This window comes from Mesorhizobium sp. M0060, from assembly GCF_040323155.1.
Taxonomy (GTDB): Bacteria; Pseudomonadota; Alphaproteobacteria; order Rhizobiales; family Rhizobiaceae; genus Mesorhizobium.
The window spans coordinates 431,323-448,938 of record NZ_JAMYUP010000001.1 but is presented as its reverse complement, the minus strand read 5'-3'; the positions used below and the strand labels follow the sequence as shown (position 1 = coordinate 448,938).

12 protein-coding genes are annotated in these 17,616 nt (G+C 60.3%); 1 reads left to right on the top strand and 11 read right to left on the bottom strand.

The features are described 5' to 3' along the window. Nucleotides 1–237: 237 nt before the first annotated feature. Genes cas7c through cas3 form a run of 4 tightly spaced genes read right to left on the bottom strand, consistent with a single transcriptional unit; the run spans nucleotide 238 to nucleotide 5,930 of the window. The gene (cas7c, locus tag NKJ94_RS02065) at nucleotides 238–1,194 is read right to left on the bottom strand and encodes a type I-C CRISPR-associated protein Cas7/Csd2 (protein ID WP_352522726.1); all 957 of its coding nucleotides are present in this window, start codon (nucleotides 1,192–1,194) and stop codon (nucleotides 238–240) included. Further along, the gene (cas8c, locus tag NKJ94_RS02060; protein WP_352522725.1) at nucleotides 1,191–2,939 is read right to left on the bottom strand and encodes a type I-C CRISPR-associated protein Cas8c/Csd1; all 1,749 of its coding nucleotides are present in this window, start codon (nucleotides 2,937–2,939) and stop codon (nucleotides 1,191–1,193) included. Before cas8c ends, cas7c begins: the two co-directional genes overlap by 4 nt. Continuing rightward, a complete protein-coding gene (gene cas5c / locus NKJ94_RS02055) occupies nucleotides 2,936–3,604 on the bottom strand; it encodes a type I-C CRISPR-associated protein Cas5c (protein WP_352522724.1) in 669 nt (222 codons plus the stop codon). The genes cas8c and cas5c overlap by 4 nt, the downstream gene beginning before the upstream one ends. Nucleotides 3,605–3,650: 46 nt before the next feature. After that, nucleotides 3,651–5,930 (bottom strand): CRISPR-associated helicase Cas3', encoded by a 2,280-nt coding sequence (cas3, locus tag NKJ94_RS02050; RefSeq protein WP_352522723.1) that lies wholly within the window; start codon nucleotides 5,928–5,930, stop codon nucleotides 3,651–3,653. A gap of 287 nt (nucleotides 5,931–6,217) precedes the next feature. On the opposite strand from cas3, the gene NKJ94_RS02045 reads away from it, so the two are divergent. After that, nucleotides 6,218–8,812 (top strand): DEAD/DEAH box helicase, encoded by a 2,595-nt coding sequence (locus tag NKJ94_RS02045; protein ID WP_352522722.1) that lies wholly within the window; start codon nucleotides 6,218–6,220, stop codon nucleotides 8,810–8,812. Between the two features lie 977 nt (nucleotides 8,813–9,789). Here the strand turns inward: NKJ94_RS02045 and NKJ94_RS02040 are convergent. From NKJ94_RS02040 to NKJ94_RS02010, 7 genes are all read right to left on the bottom strand, one after another. After that, nucleotides 9,790–11,016, bottom strand: coding sequence for a toprim domain-containing protein (locus NKJ94_RS02040; protein WP_352522721.1), 1,227 nt, complete (start codon nucleotides 11,014–11,016; stop codon nucleotides 9,790–9,792). After that, nucleotides 11,013–12,374 (bottom strand): ATP-binding protein, encoded by a 1,362-nt coding sequence (locus NKJ94_RS02035; RefSeq protein WP_352522720.1) that lies wholly within the window; start codon nucleotides 12,372–12,374, stop codon nucleotides 11,013–11,015. Before NKJ94_RS02035 ends, NKJ94_RS02040 begins: the two co-directional genes overlap by 4 nt. A gap of 225 nt (nucleotides 12,375–12,599) precedes the next feature. After that, nucleotides 12,600–13,892, bottom strand: a complete 1,293-nt coding sequence (locus tag NKJ94_RS02030) for a virulence-associated E family protein (protein WP_352522719.1) — start codon at nucleotides 13,890–13,892, stop codon at nucleotides 12,600–12,602. Continuing rightward, a complete protein-coding gene (locus NKJ94_RS02025) occupies nucleotides 13,889–14,791 on the bottom strand; it encodes a DUF7146 domain-containing protein (RefSeq protein ID WP_352522718.1) in 903 nt (300 codons plus the stop codon). Before NKJ94_RS02025 ends, NKJ94_RS02030 begins: the two co-directional genes overlap by 4 nt. Next, nucleotides 14,788–15,066 carry a hypothetical protein gene (locus NKJ94_RS02020; protein WP_352522717.1) on the bottom strand — a complete coding sequence of 93 codons (279 nt, stop codon included), beginning with the start codon at nucleotides 15,064–15,066 and terminating at the stop codon, nucleotides 14,788–14,790. Before NKJ94_RS02020 ends, NKJ94_RS02025 begins: the two co-directional genes overlap by 4 nt. Before the next feature lie 113 nt (nucleotides 15,067–15,179). After that, the gene (locus NKJ94_RS02015; RefSeq protein WP_352522716.1) at nucleotides 15,180–15,443 is read right to left on the bottom strand and encodes a DNA-binding protein; all 264 of its coding nucleotides are present in this window, start codon (nucleotides 15,441–15,443) and stop codon (nucleotides 15,180–15,182) included. A 216-nt stretch (nucleotides 15,444–15,659) separates the two neighbouring features. Then, nucleotides 15,660–16,958 (bottom strand): tyrosine-type recombinase/integrase, encoded by a 1,299-nt coding sequence (locus tag NKJ94_RS02010; RefSeq protein WP_352522715.1) that lies wholly within the window; start codon nucleotides 16,956–16,958, stop codon nucleotides 15,660–15,662. Between the last annotated feature and the right edge of the window lie 658 nt (nucleotides 16,959–17,616).

Below are 17,616 nucleotides of genomic sequence, written 5' to 3'. Positions count from 1 at the left end.
CTGCGATGATTGAGCAAAGGCGAGTTAAAAAGCGGACATAAGTTAACGGCCGAACCAAAGGCCGGCCGATAGCCTTGCTTGGCTCAAATAGTTTCACGATTTCAAAGAACCAGCGCCGGTGCGAACCCGTCGGGATTTGCCGCACGCTGTATGTTCGCGCCGTATCGCGCTGCCATACAATGGTTACAGACGATGAGGGCATCGCGACCAGAGTTTCGCCCGCACCCGTCGCCATGCTCACAGACGCTCGATAATCTCCACGCCGTCCGGCAGGCCTTCATGATCGATCTCGATTTTGTAATCGCTGAATTTCCGGGCCGGAGGATAGTTGCCGATGCCGGAATCGTCTACATTGCGGAAGACGCCGTCGATGTTGCGGCCAACCCTTACGCGATCAAAGAGCGCATGGGCCGGCGCGTTGCCGAGCGTGTTCGCGTGTTTGAAGACGACGAGCTTGCGGCTTGCCATTTCTCCGCGCGCGGCGGACCGGTCGTGTTCGAACATCGTTGAGAGCGCCTCGAAGAGCAGGTCTAGGTCGGCATCGGAAAAGCCAGTGCGTTCGGCGAGTTTCGCCGAGACGAAACCATGAGCCCGGTAGAGACCGTAGGGCACAATATGCTTGCGACCCATCGTGCGGTTGTCGACGCGGTCATTGCCTTCCTCGCTGCCCTCCACCCGTTGCTTTTTCTCGGCCTCGTTGGTAGCAGCCATGCGGGTGATAGAGATTTCCTGGGGTACGATCGGCTCGATGGAGCCCGCAAAGGTCATCTGTACCGGCCCACGCACCTGGCCCGCATTGATGCCGGTCGACATGACCGCGCCGAAGGTGCGAACATCGAAGAAATTCGCACACATGAACTTTGTGAGCGCTCGCGCCTCATCGTCGCCTTTGGGATTTAGCTTGGCGTCCTTGGCGGCTTTCCCGTCATCTGGGCGCAGCGCAACATAGGCCTTGCGATGCTGTTCGTTCAGGATCGCGCCTTCCTTGACGTAGATGTTGTAGCTCTGATCATCGCCTTTGGCGAACTCGACATAATTGCGCACCTTGCGCTTGAGGCTGACATCCGAAACCAGGCCATGGTTGGTCTCCGGATCGAGCCGCGGCATGTTGCCGGCATCCGGATCGCCGTTCGGGTTGCCCTTGGATACGTCGAACAGCAGGACGAAGTCATAGCGGTTGGAAAGGGCGTTCATGATGCAGCATCCACTATGACGGCGGTTTCGGGTTTTCGGAAGAATTCACCACGCTGGTGGTAGTAACCGAGGCTGAAGAGTGCCTGGTCTTCGGCCGAAAGGGAGCCCGGGAAGGGATCATCGTCGGGCGACATGCGTTCGAGGATCGCGCCGATGGCCTTTTCTAGATTGACTCTTTGTCCAGGTCTTTGCTTGCCGAGCTTCGAAAGGTGGTTGGCAGATCCCCGGTCGAGCAAGGCGAACACCTTGCGGGGCTGCGCAGACGCCGAACCGTAGAACTTGTCCTTGATGGTGGCGTTGACGTTGCGGCCGAGCGCGGCCGTCTGTATTTGTTCATAGGCAGCGAACAGCCGCCCGAGCAGATAGCCCTTGTTCCTATTTTCCGGTTCGAACGACACGGGAGCCTCCCCAATTACCTTGTTGAAATTTCGAACGAGCAGCGCTTTCAGGATACTGACCCTGAGCGCGTTCACCTCTCCGTCCGCGCGAATGCGCAGCAGCACCGTCGAGAGCAACGTCAGCGGATAACGGGTGCCGGTCAGGATCGATCGCATCCATTCCCCGGCGAGATTCGGCGGCACGTTGTCGCGCTTGCCCAGCACCGCGGTTTCGGCGAGATATTTCCAGAGTGCGGGATGCGCATCTCGCGGCGGCGGATCGATGTCCATTTCGGCGACGAAGCGCTGGTAGTTTTTCGCCAGCGCGCCGAAATCGTTCTCGAACCAGAACCGGATCGAAAGCCGCGCGGCATTCGGAGCAAGACCAAGAACATAGAAGCGGACGCCGTTTTCAAGTTCGGGGGCGATCTCTTTGAGCGGCAGGCCTTTGCGAATCTGAGCGAGGATGTTGCCGACTTTGCCGGCTTGGGTGACTTCGTCGACTTCCGAAAACATCGCGCCGAACGTGCCTTCCGCCGTGCGCGCCACTTCGGCGTTGGACGCATCAGCCCAGAAAACGGTGGAGGCATCGCCGACCTGGATCCGATTGGTCTTGCCGGCAAGGAATGTGTTGAGCGCAGTGGAATATTTGAAGGCGGCAGCTTCGGAGACAGGAGCATTGTCGCCCTGCTCGTGTTCATAGGACGTGAAGGCGTCGAGATTGAACGATACGATGGAAGCGCCAGAGGATTGCGCACCCCACACACCTTTGATTGCCGGATGAAGGCGCGCTACCGCTCCATTCGAGCCGGTCACAAGGCAGATCGACGAGGCATCCCCGCCGCCGCTTCTCCGGTCCACCCACAAAGCCTTGGCGGCCGGCCGATCATGAAGATACGCGCCCTGGCGCCTCTCGCTTTCGAGCGCGAAGACCACGTTCTGATCCTTCATGTCATCTCGCCATTCCGGTTGCACGAACCGTTCCGGCCCCCAGCCTTCAAGGAATAGAGAGAGCGCCCGCAGGCCGGCGTCCTCCGAGTCTTCAAGCGCCTCGCGGTGGCGCTTTACGAAAGCGGCATGCTCGTCGGCTGTGCGCTTGCCTTCTCCTGCCGTGACGCCAAGCACATAAGAGGTCTTGTCCCAGAGGAAATTGGGTGCGATGCCGGCGGTGCGTTTGGCCGGCTGCGGCACCGGCATCATACGCGGCAGTTTCTTCTTGCCCGTGCCATCACGCAGATCGGTAACGCTGGCCAACGTCCCATCCTGGTTGAGCGAGATGACAAAGCCGATCTTTTCCGTGGAATAGCCGAAAGGTGGCGCCTCCGGCAGCCGGTCGTAGGCCTTGGCAAGCGAAGCCAAAATGCTCATCTCAGAATCTCCGGAGAATTCGGAGCCGGAACGCGCATCACGCCGTCATTGAGGGCAGCGCGAAAGAACATCGACGGCTTGTCCGGTGCCGCGTGGTCGATGTCCCACAACATGAAGCCAAGGTCGCGAGTTTCCTTGATCGCCTCCGGCATGGGCGCATCAGGCGGGATCAATTCGAAGGCCGCCGCGAATTCGCGTGTGCCGAGACAAGGCTGATGAAAACATTGCCCGCGCGCCGCGCGGCGGTTGAACGTATCGAGATGCTTGCCCTCGTTGTCGTCGGGGCCGGCCTTGTCGGTCATCTCGAAATGCGCTTCGATCACATAGGAGACATCGACGAGCACGGTGGCGGCTCGCTGCTGGCGATCTTCATCGACGCGGAGGTGCAGGCCTTCGAGGTTGCCGCTGTTCATCGCCGTTTTGACGTTGCGCGCGGAGACCTTGCTGCCAACTTCGTTGCGGCGGATGGACTGAAAGCGAATGGCATTCAGGACAAGGATGCTGTCCACCACCCATCTGATGGCCGGCTTCCAGTGGATCGCCTCCAGAATTCCCCGTGCCGCCGAAGGCGTCATCAAATCATAGGAGACGCGCTCAACCTTCATCTCGGGCCGCGTGAAGCACGCATGACTTCCTGAAACCTTCAGCCTGATCCCAAAAGACATTCGCTCCCCCATAGAGAATTTAGATAGACTACGAACATACCAAGAACTAAATAACAATAGCTTCTAGCGATAAATATTCGGCGTCTTCCCAAACAAGACCAACTTCCGGGTCGTAGAGATTGGGTGTCATGAGCACGGCGAATTGGTCGGCGCGCAATCTCTCCGCTGCGAATTTGACATGCCCGCAAGTGATAAGTCGCGCCCGCGCCTTTGGCGGCACCTGCACGACATAGGTCTGCAAGTCGCGAGCGATCACGCCGGACGGGATAGTCTCGGTCTCGAGCTTTGCTATCGCCGCCTTCGCTTTCCCGTCGCCCGGGATAATCACCGGCACCATACCGCTGTCGATCATGCGAAAATTCTCGGCGACCGAGCGATAGGAAAAGTTTGTGCCGCCGCTGCCGATCCGAAACTTATCCACTATGGGCAGTTTGTCGTTGCGTCCACGATCCAGTCCTTCGGGGCCGACGCGCCAATAGACTTCGCTGAAGAAATCCTCGATAGCGGCGGGCGACAGAAGCTTTTCGTGCCTTGCCATCATCCGGGCCATGTCGCCCGATAGGCCCGCGATCTCAGCCGGTGGCGGATTTTCTGGTGCCTTGAAGATAGTGACCATGCTGTCCTCCACCGACCGACGTCCTTCCCGATTGCAGCGCCCTGCCGCCTGCGCTACCTGGTCCAACCCGGCTTCGGCACGCCAGACTTTGGGGAAATCGAGATCGACGCCGGCCTCCACCAGCGAGGTCGCGATCACGCGACAGGGCTCTCCGTTCATTAGCTTTTGCCTGACTATCGCCAGAATCTCACGCCGGTGCGCCGCGTATTGCCGCGTCGTCAGGTGGACGAGGCCATCGAGTCCCGTCTCCTTTGCCTGCCGATACAGCGTCAGCGCATGCTTGCGGCTGTTGACGATGACGAGGGCCTGATCGACCTTGCCGAGCTGCGCGAGAAGGGCCGCGTCGTCCATCACCCCGCCATGCACCAACATGACACGTTCCAGCCTCTTTGCTAGATCGGCGGGGTCGGGCGCCAGTTCGCGGCCCTCCAGCGGCAGCCCGACCGGATGCCTTGCCGGAAAATTCCGTTGGTCGAGCGCCGGCTGGGTCGCGGTGCACAGCACTATGCTGCAACCATAATTCTCGGCGAGTTCGCGCAGCGCCCAAATGGCTGGGATGAGAAGCTGGCGCGGCAAGGTTTGCGCTTCGTCGAGGATGATCACGCTCCTGGCGATGTTGTGCAGCTTGCGGCACCGCGAGGTACGCGCGGCAAATAGGCTTTCAAATAACTGCACATTCGTCGTCACCACGATGGGTGCCGCCCAGTCTTCCATGGCGAGTTTGAGCTTGTCTTTGTCGGCTTTAGTGCTGTCTGCGTCTCGCGGGCGGCGTTCTTCATCCTCAATGGCCGAATGGTGCTCCAGCACGACATCGTCCCCAAGTATCCCGCGAAAGATCGACGCCGTCTGGTCGATAATCGAGGTGAAAGGGATCGCGTATATGATGCGATCAAGTCCGTGCATTTTGGCGTGGTCGAGCGCGAAGCCGAGGGATGCGAGCGTCTTGCCCCCGCCGGTCGGCACCGTCAGCGTGAAGAGGCCCGGTTTTTCGGATGCTTGCGGACGTACATGGTCGAGAATGTTCGCCCGCAAGACGTTGACCGGGGTGTCCGACCTACGCTTTTGGCGCATATGGGTGTCGAAGACCTCGATCAGGCTGGGCAGGATCGACTGCAGCTCCGGCCAGGTGCGGTCGATCTGCCTTCCTTCCGTGCGTGCATAGAATTGTTCAGTGTCCTTGAAGTCGGCGTCGACGAGGCAGGAAAAAATCATTCGACCCAGAAAGCTGAGTTGGAACGCAAAGCGCGCCTTGTCATCGAAATGCCAACAGAAATCCGGCTTGAGCCCGGACGCGTCGGGCTTGATGTCGCTTGCCCAGACTTTGTCGAGCCGTGCTTCGGAAAATCCTCGCAATCGAGCCTCAAGTGTCGAGAGCGATTCTCCCTGCTTGTCTGGAAGGCCAGCGTGGTGACCTGCAATCGCATAGGCAACCAGCTCGGCGATTGGCCGGTCGTCGCCTGCGGCCAGCTCGGTCACGATGGCAGCGCCTGCCGTGGAATGATCTACCCGCTCCTCCGCTCCGGACAAACGCGCCTGGAATTCCGGTGTATATTTCCCGACGTCGTGCAGCAGTCCGGCAAGCCAGGCCGCGCGTCCGATGCCGATTGGCGCCCCAAACTGCTGCGCGAGTACAGCCACGGCGATGAGGTGATCGCTCAACGGTTGCCAGTTGAAGCGACCGGATTCAGCCGTTGAATGCGCGTAGTACATCGTGCCTCATATAATTGAATGCCGTACAGTTGAGAGTCCGCCAGCATAGTTCTTTTGCTCGCCAAATTGATGTCTGAATGTCAGAACGCGCACATAAGGCGACGGTCGCATTTAAAGGCCAAGGCAAGAAAGCGGTCGTTCCGTCCTCCACGTAAATAAGTCCGCGAGTCGATTAGGCTGCGTCGGTTGACCCACGACATACTGGCAAGGCTCGACATCGGGCAGATTTCCTGAGATCAGGCGGGTCAAGGAATCATTAAGTGATGTTTGAGGGATAAGCACAGCATATGGCTTTCAAGAAGAACACTTCGACTCTGAGCGCGCCGGACTCTCCCGCCAAGCTGTTCCAGACTCTTACCCGGCGCAAACTCCCTGACGTCATGACGCATCAGCGCGATATGCTCAGCGCCTATGGTGACAAGATGGTCGACGAGAAGGATGTTGCCATTCAGTTGCCGACCGGCAGCGGGAAGACGCTTGTGGGCCTGCTGATCGCGGAATGGCGGCGTCGCAAGTTCAAGGAGCGAGTCGTCTATCTTTGTCCCACTCGCCAGCTCGTCAATCAGACCGTCGACCAGGCGCAGAACCGCTATGGTATCGACGCCGTGGGCTTCACCAACGCGAAGCGGGATTACCCCGCCGCCGCGAAGTCAGACTATACGACCGGGACCAAGGTCGCCGTCACGACCTATTCGAGCCTGTTCAACGTAAGCCCTTTCTTCAACAATCCCGATGTCGTCATCATCGACGATGCCCATGCCGCCGAGAACTACATCGCCAAGATGTGGTCGCTGGAGATACCGGCCGGCAACGATGACCATGCCGCGCTTCATGCCGCCGTCAGCGATCTACTACGCCCCTATCTGACCAGCCAATCCCATGCGCGTCTAACCGGGGAGTGGAGAGACCCCTCCGATGCAAGTTGGGTGGACAAACTGCCCTCCACCGTCCTTCAGGAGATCGCACCGAAGCTCACTGCGATCTTGGACGCCAATTCCGAGGCCAGCGACGACGTGACGTTCCGCTGGCGATTGCTGCGCGACCACCTGCGGTCCTGCCACGTCTATCTCGCATCCCGTGAAATCCTCATTCGCCCGCTGATACCGCCGGTGTGGACCCATGCCCCTTTTGCCAAAGCGAAGCAGCGCATTTTCATGTCCGCGACACTGGGTGCCGGTGGTGATCTGGAGCGGTTGACGGGCACCGCGTCGATCAAGCGCCTGCCGGCCCCCGAAGGTTTCCGGTCGACGGGCGTGGGACGTCGTTTCTTCATCTTTCCGGGCCTGTCGCTTGAACAGGCCGAATGCGAGAAGCTGCGCCTGAAAATGCAGAATCTCGCCGGACGATCCGTCGTGCTTACATCGAACGACCCGGCGGCGAAGACGATCCGCAAGCAGGTCGAGGAACTGGACGGCTTCGAGGTCTTTAGCGCCGCCGACATCGAGAACTCGAAGGAGGATTTCGTCGGTGCCGAGAAGGCGGCAGCCATCATGGCGGGTCGCTTCGACGGCATCGACTTTCCCAACGATGAATGCCGCCTGCTGTGCCTTGACGGTCTGCCCAAGGCGACCAACGCCCAGGAGCGCTTCCTGATGACCAAGATGAGCGCGACGGCGCTTTTTAACGAGCGGCTTCAGACGCGCGTGTTGCAGGCGGCCGGCCGCTGCACCCGCGCGCTTCAGGATCGTTCAGCAGTGTTCGTCACCGGACATGAACTCCTCGAATATCTCGCCGACGACCGCAACTGGGCCCATTTCCATCCTGAGCTTCAGGCGGAACTCGCCTTCGGTGTCGAGCAGTCGAAGGATGTCGAGACGGACGACCTCATTACCAATTTCAAGAGCTTCCTTGCCAACAAGAACGACTGGGCGGAGGCGAACGCCGAAATCCTGGACGAAGCGAAGAAATATACCCAGACTCCCTATCCGGCGATGGACATTCTCGAAGATGTAGTCGCCCACGAGGTGCGCTACTCGAAGGCGCTGTGGATGGGAGACGCGGACACGGCGCTCGTCGAGGCACGGGCGATCACGGCAAAGCTGACAGCGCCCGAACTCCGCGGCTATCGCGCCCTGTGGCATTATCTTGCCGGCGCCGTCGCTTGGTCCATGTCGAAAGCCGCAAATGACGCGCCCCAGCAGGCGGCGCGGGAGCAGTTCAGCGAAGCGATGAGGGCCGCTCCGGCCGTCGGCTGGCTGGCTCGACTTGCAAAGGCGCAATCGGCGGACGAGGCGACCGAAGCCGAAATCGTGGATGAGGACGCAATCGTCCAAGTCGAACGTCTTGAAGCAGCGCTGCTGGCGATGGGCACAGCAAACGACCGTGCGTTCGAGAAGAAGGCTAAGCGGATCCTCAAAAATCTGGGAAAGCCGGAGACTTTCGAAGAGGGCCACCGCGAATTGGGGGAATTGCTCGGCTTCGTCGCGGGAAACGAGGAGTCTGACGCTGCACCCGATCCATGGTGGCTCGGGGAAACCAAAGGCATCGTGTTCGAGGATCACGCTAATGGCAGCGCCACGTCGGTGTTTGGGGCCGAAAAGGCGAAACAGGCCGCGATGCACCCCGACTGGATCAAGGAAAACGTGCCGGGAGCGGACGAATTGAGCATGACCGCTGTTCTCATCACGCCGTGCGTTAAGGCGGGGATTGGTGCGAAGCCCGCACTGAAGAAGGTGCTTTACTGGTCTGTCGACGATTTTCAGAAGTGGGCCAAGAAGGCCGTTCAGACAGTCAGGGACCTGAAGGCGAAGCTGCCGCCGCACAGCGACCTCTTCTGGAAGGACGAAGCGAAGGATCGCCTCCACAAGGACGGGTTAACTCAGACCACGATCATAGAACGCCTGGAAGCTGCTGCCGATGTGATGGAGTTTGTCGGGAAGTAATCTAGCACTCCCAAAGTCCGCTTTCGAGAAATGGCGAGATCAGTCTCAGGAACCGACATTAGGCGCAAAGCTGTCGTTGACGATCTGTAGGCATGAGGTCGCCATCGGTGAAGGTTCGGTGAGGGTTTTTCGATGCGGGCCGCGGCGTGACGGTGGCGGCTGGGCCTGTGTCGGCCCGCGTTGAAAAACCTTCCAAGGAGGAGGCCGCGTGGGCTGGGTGGAGCCTATGGGGAAAGCGTGCGGCTGGCGGTGACCGACCGGCACGACAGCAGCAATCGGGTTGGCGCAACAACGGCCAATGATGTGATGAGGACTGGTTCTTGAGGCCGTCTGCCGTTGTGTCTCGGCGATTTTGCGGTGTTCGGCAAAGCCTGACGCAAACCGGCGCCACCCCGGAGCGCATCGCAGATCCGGGCCGGCCTTGGCTGATGTGACATGCATTTCGTCATGCGGCCTTTTCCCTCGGTGGCGCACGGGATCTGGGTTGCTGGCCACGGCGGAATATCTCGACGATGCGCATCGGGCCGCCGCAGTGCGGGCATGGCTCCCTCACCTCACGCCAGCCGCCGCTCGGCGCTAGTTATCAGACGACATCATGCACGACTCCATTGCAGGCCCGCCATTCGTTCTCGAGGAATGATGTTTCGTCGACTGACATCGGCAAAGCCAGGGCAGCAACAAATGTCACATCGCCTGCGGTGTGATATCGAGCAGATTGACGCAGTTCTCGCGGAGGACTGTTACACACTGCTGCCCGACACAGCGCTTAACAACCGGGTTCGCAAGGAGATGCGTGGTGTTTCGGCCATGCGTCCCACGATGGCCGGACCCTGATCCGCACACGCCGCAGTGAGGCCGTTCGCCGGGTCTTCAGTGGCCGGCGCCACATCCTGCGAATGCTTCGGAAGAAGCAGGTCCAGCCTTGCGGTCACGCTGCCCGATGATCGCGAACGGATCGGTAACTGCATCATTGCCCCTTATTCCGCTGCCTCCCGATGATTGCGCATGATCTCGACCAGCACGTCGTCCCAGGTGCGCTCGGGTTCGTCGTCGAGCGCCTGCCGCACCTGTTCTTCCAGGTTTTCGGGAAGATCGATCCTTTCGTCCGCCGTACGAATCGCCTCGATTGCCTTCTGCATTCTCGCGATGCGTGCCGCCCGCAGCGCGGCAAGCCGCAAAGTCCCGGCGTCAGGCACGATCTTGTGAATGCCGTGTTCATCGAATTTCGTTTCCAGGAATTCCACGAACTCGGGCGAGGTCATCGCATTGAGCTCGACGCGCTGCTGCCGATTGAGAAGGAAATCCAGCTCTTCCTGGCTGGCGCCATATCGCGAGAGCGTCAGAGTTTTGCTGTTGAAGTCGGCTTTCTCGCTGAAAAACACATCTTCCGGTTCCAGACCGCCAACGTCTTCCAGCCGGAGTCCGAGATCGATGACTCGGAAACCGCGCGCGAACTGATAGCGCCGGGTCGATTCTTGCAGCGTGCCCGCGATCGTGAAGCCGGACACATCGAAATCATGCAGCACGAGCAACGGGATGTCGTGGCGCGCACAGAGATTTTCGACGAGCTGCCGCGAAGCCGTGACCGACATGCCCTTGGTCGACATGATGGCTATATCAAACCGTTCGGCAATCCGTGCCGACGCCAGCAGCGGACCGAAACCTTCCTTTTCGATAAACAGGACCGCCCCGAAGCGGTGCTTTGGTCCGACAGTCGGGAATTCGGCGTTGATCTCGATCCGCGGGATGCCGGTTTCGGGAACGTGGCTCCTGATTTCACCGAGGTAGTCGCGCACCTGGAGCGTGCCGAGCGGCACCGTCTTTTTCGTATGCGGCTCGTGATAGTTGCCGCGCGCGTCATAGACGACATCCCAGTCGAGCCGGTGCATTTCGATGTAGTCGGGCAGCAGAGTCTGCGAGAAGTAGTTGTAGGCCGGCTTTTTGCCGGTCATCTCCTGCAGCGTGCCGCGTGCCGCATAGAAGACCTGGCGGGCGGAAGCCGGATACTGACCATCGCCGGAAGCTTTGTTCCAAGCCGCCGGCAATATCGCTTCGGCCGCTTCCTTCATGGTGACCCGGCGGTACCGCATCATGGCATAGCGCCGGTTCATCCGCGCCGAGACGGCCCGTTCCTCTTGCTTGCGCTGTTTCGCCCACTTGCCGGTGACGCCCTGGACGGCATCGATGAGGGTTTTCGACTTCATGACGCCACCACCACCGCGCTCTTGGCGCGGTCCAGATATTCGACGCGCGGGCAGGCAACGTGGAGAACAAAGATGACCGGCTCGTCGCGGCCGACACGCTGCTGCTGAAGAATCGAATCAAGGCTCCCGCCATAGCTACCGAGCTGGCGGAACGGATTAATGATGCCCGGCGACCAGTTGACGCCGGTGACCATTCTTCGCTCATCGGCGGCATTGTCTCCCAGCCATCCAAAAGCGGTCTCCACCAGGTACGGAATACCTTCCTCGTCATGATCGGCGACCTTGCGGTAGTCGAAACTCTCCATCTCGCAGCCGGCTTCCCTGAAACGGGCTTCGAAGTGCCCGCGGCCGATGATGCCGAGCTCGGGCGGCTTGACCGGCTTGGAATACCCACGCATCGCGCCGAGCAGCGCCGCACAGGCGGCGGAGTCGACGGCATTGCCGGTGATCAGACCGGAAAGCGGTGTCCGTGCCAGCGCGGTCGCCTCGAGCACCAGGCCCTGCTTCGCTGTGGCGGACAGGCCGCGAAACTCCGAGACGAACTCACGCACGGTGCGATCGCGCTTGCGTTCGGCGTCATGAACCGCATAGGCGGCAATCAGCCTGGCAAGGCGATCCGGCGTGTACCAATGCGGCGAAGTCGGGTCGGATGGCTTCCACTTCGTCCAGTCGGGCACCGTCGCGGTCGTCGTGGAGGTGGAACCGTACCAGTCGACGGTTACCGTGAGGTGAGGATTGAGCCAGGCGTAGTCGTCGACAATTTGTAAAAAACGCGCCTTGGCCCCGTCGAGGATTGAGCCTGCTAAATCCGGCCAGTGGACGATCAATTCGGTTCCCTTTTTGCGGCTCGACGGTTCGACCGCATAGCCGATCGCTGGCGCTTGCCGGATCTGGTCGACGGCAAAGGTGATGCGATGGCGTTTACCTTGCGCCTGGATCTCAACGATGCCGCGTTCGGCCTCCGAGAGCACGAAGGGCATCGCGACAATGGTCTTCAATGCGTTGCCCTGGGCTCCGCGCGTGGGGGAGACATAGGCTTCGCGGGATGACGTCCGGGAAGAGAAATCCAGAATCGACTTAACGGTCCTGGCCGGCAGGCCGGGCCCGTTGTCGGCGATCGAAATGCCGGTGTCATCGACGCGGACCATGATCTCCGGTGCGATGCCGGCTTCCTCGCAGGCGTCGAGCGCGTTGTCGAAGAGCTCCTTCACAATGACGAGCGGCCATTCGCCGGCGGCGTGCCCGGTCTGCGCTTGCAGTTCCTTGTAGGAACAGAAGTCCAGCAGTCGCGATGTGGTGAAGGTCGTGCGCTCCAGCCGGCGGGTGACGGGTGGCTGCTTTGACTGTAGACTATGCATCGGACAATCCTTTCATTTGTTCATGCTTCACTTCCCGGCGGTCGCGAATGTCACTCGCAGACCACCGGTTTCATGTTTGCCGGCGCCGGGACTGACGCCGGGATTGGCTCGCCTGTTCCTACCGTTCCTTCCGTTCCCGCCTTCGCCTATAGAGTTCATCCTTTTCCCCATTTTCACGCTCTATTATGGAGGGGTAGGAACAGTGGGAACGGTAGGAACACGCGCTCATTCAGTTTCATCGTTCACATCACTATCGCCCATCGGCCGGCAGTAGACCCAGCGCGGCTTCCGATCGGGTCCAAAGCGCTGCTTTTTCCGTTCGCATTGCAGGCGCCGAAGCACAGCGCCAACGCGCATTTCATGCGCCCTGTCGCGACGGCCGGGCTCGATGTTGAGGTGGCCCAGCACATCGGCGGTGGTGAACCACGCGCCGCCGAATCGCGTGTGGACGAAATCGGCGATCTTGTCGTGCCATGGGTCGCCCTCGACGCGGCTTTCCTGCTGGCTTGCGGCGATTATTTCGATCGCGGGCGAGAGCCACCAGATCTCGCCGGCATGCCAGGCGGCGACGGCTTCGGCCCATAGTTGATCGACGATCTTCGTGATCGCGCCGAGATTGATCTTTTGAAGGCGGATCGGCCAAAAGCGCCGGTTGCCGGTCGGATCGAGCAGGTAGGTCTCGGCGTTCGTCGTGCCGGCAAACACGCACTGACGCGGAACAGCAACATCGGTGCGGCCATAGGCCGGCCGATAGCGGTCTATCTGACAGGACAGAAACGCTTTCACGATCTCGATCTCGGAGCGCCGGAATTGCGCGATCTCGCTCATTTCGACGATCCAGCGGCCAGCCAGGTGCGCACGCGCGTCCTTGCTTTCGAGATCGTGCGGCAGGCTGTCGGAAAACCACTCGTCGCGGATCGCCAGCGCGCGCAGCAGGCGCGATTTCAAGGCGCCTTGCGGGCCTTCCAGCACGATCATGGAGTCAGCCTTGACGCCGGGCTGATAGATGCGCGCCACCGCCGAAATGAAAAAGGCGCGCGTCACCGCCTCGACGTAGCGGAAGGCGTCTTTCCGGTCGGCCTCGTCCTCCTCGTCAACAATGACGCCGCAATGGTCGAGGAAGAAGCGCGACAGGCGCGGCACGCCGTCCCAGGTCAGGCCATCCAGATAGTCGCGCACCGGGTGGAACGGATGTGATCGCGCTTCGAGCTCGATCACGTCGCGGACCAAGGAGCGGCCGATCCGGCGAAAGCCGCGATGGTTGAAATGCTCGGCGAGCGCGGTATCGTCGGCGTCGGTCCACGGGCGCGGCTCAAAAGCCGTTGGCGCCTTCATGTTCGGACGCGGGATCGGCCGCACCAGCACGATCTCGTGCGAAAACTCGTTGAACTTGACGAGGCCTTTGGTCAGCGCGTTGCGGTGCAGTTCGCGGCGCAGGTTCAACGGATTGGCGACATAGTCAGCCTTGCCGTTAGGCGGCTCGCCGGAAGGCTCGAAATGGATCGTGGAGTCGTTCATGGCGTGGCCTCGTCGGCGAAGTCACGGCCAACGTCAGGCGGCCACTTGATAAAGACCTCCTTGCTGGCGGCGGCCCAGCGCTCGGCGCATTCCTGCGCGGCGGAAAGGCCGGTGTGGTCGTGATCGGCGGCAAGAGTCAGGCATTCGACGCCGGCCAGCACCGGAAAGGCGCGCATGATGCCGGCCGTTGCTGCGGCCCAGATCGGCCGCCAGCCACGCTGCCAGAGCGCAAGCGAAGTCTCGACGCCCTCGGCAAGGTGCAAGCCTTCGGCCACGTTCTCGTCGGGCGAAAGCTTGATGCATTGGCCGGCAACGCTGCCGAGCATTTTCTTGCCGTCATGGCCGCTGCCGTCCGGCTTGATCCGGGTCCGGTGAATGGCCGTTGGCGGTGCTTCGGGATCGAGGTCGTTCTCGATTGGCGAAAAGCGCGTGATCATTGCCGGAACGCACAAGCCGCCTTCCCACGGGCAAGCCGGGTGAAAGCGGATCGTGCGGCCGGCCACCTCGTCGGGCACGATCAGGCCGCGTGCGCGTAGGTATTGTTGGACGAGCGTTCCGCGCGGATCGACGCTTTCGCGCCAGAGACGGCGCGCGGCTTCGATCTTCTGCTTCCGGCTCGCCTCGCTGATCCGCTCGTTGTGGTTGTCACGGAAAACCGGCTGCGGCCTCTCCTTTTCGCCGTTCGGCTGGAAAGCCGGCAGGCCGGCGCGCTGGCGCACATCGTCCATGCACAGCGCCCAATCGTCCTCGGCAAAGCTGTGGACATGCAGCTTGCCGTCGCGATCGAGCCAGACGCTCAAGGATCGATCCTTTGCACTGTGGCCGGGACCGGGACATAGGACATGGCCGCCGTGGAGGTCACCGCCGAGCCGCCGGGCGAGATCATGAAGGGCGCTCATCGCCGCCTCCATCCGCCAGCGGCACGCTTCACCGGCTGCCAGATGATCGGCGTCCGGCGCATCCAGCGCGTGTGCCGATCCCGGTGAGCATCGATGACGCGCCAGCCTTTGCCCGCCGGCCGGACAATGCGTGTTCCCCATGATCCGTCAGGATCGGAGAACGGCTCGTCGCGGGTCACGACGCTTTCGATCAGTTCGTGGAAGAGCGCCGGCTGAACCGCCAGATGTGGTGGCCGGCGGCCGTCAAATTCCGAAATGTGGCGATGAATGTTCATGGCCGGTCTCCTTGCGGAAACCGCCGATTTGACGCACGAGGCAGGTCAGGTTAGGATTTCAGGAGTCCATTGTAACCATCCTGATCGAGCCCGCCGCGTCATGTACGGCGGGCTCAATCTGTCGGGAGTATGCCCTCGATAGTGTTGTTGCGTTGCGGCGGCCTGTGCTTTGCCGGGTTTGCCCGCGCGCGCTGGAATGAGGCTGCGTGCCGACGGTCGGACTCGTCAAGTTTGGCCTCATCGAAATAGTGCCTGTTGTTGATCAGAAGCGGCGGATCAATGCGTCCGCTTTCGATCCACCGTGCAACCGTGATGTCGGCGATACCACCATAACGCTCGCGTAGGGCTGGCCGGGTGAGGTACTTTTTTCCTGACATGGTGGCGCGCTCCTTTGGTTCTGACCTCCGGACCCCGAAACAGTTGCGAGCAGTATACGCCAAACGCGCGCATTCTGGCAAATCGCGCCCATGCTAAGTTATTGATTTGTCAAGCATTCCTTTCATCCGAACCTTCTAATGCAACTTTGCCTTTTAGCGCACTCGTCGTCTGGGCAAGGAAAAACAATGCGTTGCCGCGACGCCCAAAGCGGGGCGTCAAGGTGTGCTTTCGCAACCATTCATTGCCGCACTGTTTTGAACGGGACGACATTTGAGCCCGGCTTTCCCGGCCACAAGTCGCTCGACATAGGCCGCCCAGCGAATCAGCGCGGCGCGCTTTTCGGCCTCATATCGCGCATGGTTGTAGTGCGCGCTGACCCCGACGCGGGCGTGGTTCAAAATGGCCTCAATGGTATGCGGAAGAACGCCAAGATCGCCGCCGCGCGTCGCCAGAGTTCGCCTTAGATCATGCAATGTCCATTCCGGGATGGCTACCTTGCCGGGATCGTCACCGCGTTCCTCGGCCTCCTTGCGGGCCGCCGCAAGCATTGCCTCATCAAGCCGCCGTTTGCCGCGAGAATAGCCACTGATCGATGTCTCGCCATTGGTCGTCAGAACGAGGTCGCCTTTCCCGCCGATGCGCGGCAGCGACGCCAACACGGCAAGTGCGGCAGGCGCCAGCGCGACGATATTCGAGTTGCCGTTTTTCGCCCTTTGTTCGGGGATCGTCCAAGCTGGCTGTTTCGCGTCAAGATCGAATTCGCGCCAGCTTGCTCCGGCCACTTCCTCGCGGCGCTGGCCGGTCAGGAGGAGCAATTGCGTAAGCGGGCCGAACGGCCAGCCGATGGCTTCGGCACCTTTCCAGACCAGCCGGATTTCGTCCGGTGACAGAACCCGCTTGCGCTTGGTGATCGGTGCTGGCGTCGGAATGCCGGTGCAAGGGGAAGCATCGAGCCATTCGGTGCCGACGCACCAATTGAAAAACTTGCGGACGAGCGCAAGCACCCGGTTTGCCGATTGCGGCGCGCCACGGTCGACGACTTCGTTGAGCATGGCGTTCACGTCGCGCTTGGTGATCGCGCCGATCCGACGACCCTTCCAGCGAGGCAAAAGCTCATTGTCGATGAAACGCTGCTGATCCTTGGCGGTGCTGTCGCGGTTTTTCTTCTTCACGTGTCGTTTGATGAATTCGGCGATGACGTTCTCGAATAGATCGTCGCCGGTTGCCTGCGCAGTCTTGGCTTGCTTTTTTTCGGCTTGCGGATCGCGTCCCTCGGATGCGGCGCGCAAAATCTTGCCGGCCTCCTTGCGGGCGTCGGCCAAGCCAAATGCCGGATAGCTGCCGATCGTATATTTGAGCATCTTACCGCCGAAGCGATAGCGCACGGCCCAGCTCATTTTGCCTGACGGCTGGACGATCAGATAAAGCCCCGGCAATCCGCCGTCGGGAATCTCTTGCCGCTTGTCGGTCGGCTTGATCGTTTCAATAAATTTGACTGTGAATGCCTTCGCCATTTTAACCCACCTAATTCTGTTCCCCCGGCCATTCGGGGGAACCGTGGGGGAACAGCATAGCGATGTTAGCGAATGTTGGCGAATGTTAATTACTGTATGCATAGTTGATTGAAATTTAACAGCTTTTTTGCCATTTTGGCGGCAGAAATGTCTGCAATAGTCAGGGCAAGAAGGGGCGCGGCATATAATTCGTAATGATGGGGTCAGGTGTTCGAGTCACCTAAGCGGCACCAAATTAGCCAACAATTACCGATAGATAGTAAAAAACGCCCTCCAGTGCGAGGCTTCTTCGTTTCCCTAGGCCACACATAGGCCACAAGGAAAGTGGCTACCCAGCCATAGGCCACACCATAGGCCACACACCCCTTGTCATTCTGAGAGGTGTGACGCCGATTCCGCTGGCACCGTTAACGTGCATCGGCCGAAAGGTCGTGCCGCAGCCTCGCAGAATGCGATGCGGTCAAGTTTGAAAGTTACCAAAGCAGAATGCGAGTATAGAGCGAGATTACCACTTGGTAACGTCCCGCATATGCAGTCAGTCTGTCAAGCGTGTCTAACTCGTCGTGAGCCACTGTCACCATTTCCTTGACTGATTATTAAAGCGAGCGCATACCAATCTTGCCGATCCGCCACGATACCCGACGCCACTGACAGAAAT

Excerpts from the sequence above, each read along its gene's own strand:
- cas7c (WP_352522726.1), bottom strand. The coding sequence starts at position 1,194 with ATGAACGCCCTTTCCAACCGCTATGACTTCGTCCTGCTGTTCGACGTA.
- cas8c (WP_352522725.1), bottom strand. The coding sequence starts at position 2,939 with ATGAGCATTTTGGCTTCGCTTGCCAAGGCCTACGACCGGCTGCCGGAG.
- cas5c (WP_352522724.1), bottom strand. The coding sequence starts at position 3,604 with ATGTCTTTTGGGATCAGGCTGAAGGTTTCAGGAAGTCATGCGTGCTTC.
- cas3 (WP_352522723.1), bottom strand. The coding sequence starts at position 5,930 with ATGTACTACGCGCATTCAACGGCTGAATCCGGTCGCTTCAACTGGCAA.
- NKJ94_RS02045 (WP_352522722.1), top strand. The coding sequence starts at position 6,218 with ATGGCTTTCAAGAAGAACACTTCGACTCTGAGCGCGCCGGACTCTCCC.
- NKJ94_RS02040 (WP_352522721.1), bottom strand. The coding sequence starts at position 11,016 with ATGAAGTCGAAAACCCTCATCGATGCCGTCCAGGGCGTCACCGGCAAG.
- NKJ94_RS02035 (WP_352522720.1), bottom strand. The coding sequence starts at position 12,374 with ATGCATAGTCTACAGTCAAAGCAGCCACCCGTCACCCGCCGGCTGGAG.
- NKJ94_RS02030 (WP_352522719.1), bottom strand. The coding sequence starts at position 13,892 with ATGAACGACTCCACGATCCATTTCGAGCCTTCCGGCGAGCCGCCTAAC.
- NKJ94_RS02025 (WP_352522718.1), bottom strand. The coding sequence starts at position 14,791 with ATGAGCGCCCTTCATGATCTCGCCCGGCGGCTCGGCGGTGACCTCCAC.
- NKJ94_RS02020 (WP_352522717.1), bottom strand. The coding sequence starts at position 15,066 with ATGAACATTCATCGCCACATTTCGGAATTTGACGGCCGCCGGCCACCA.
- NKJ94_RS02015 (WP_352522716.1), bottom strand. The coding sequence starts at position 15,443 with ATGTCAGGAAAAAAGTACCTCACCCGGCCAGCCCTACGCGAGCGTTAT.
- NKJ94_RS02010 (WP_352522715.1), bottom strand. The coding sequence starts at position 16,958 with ATGGCGAAGGCATTCACAGTCAAATTTATTGAAACGATCAAGCCGACC.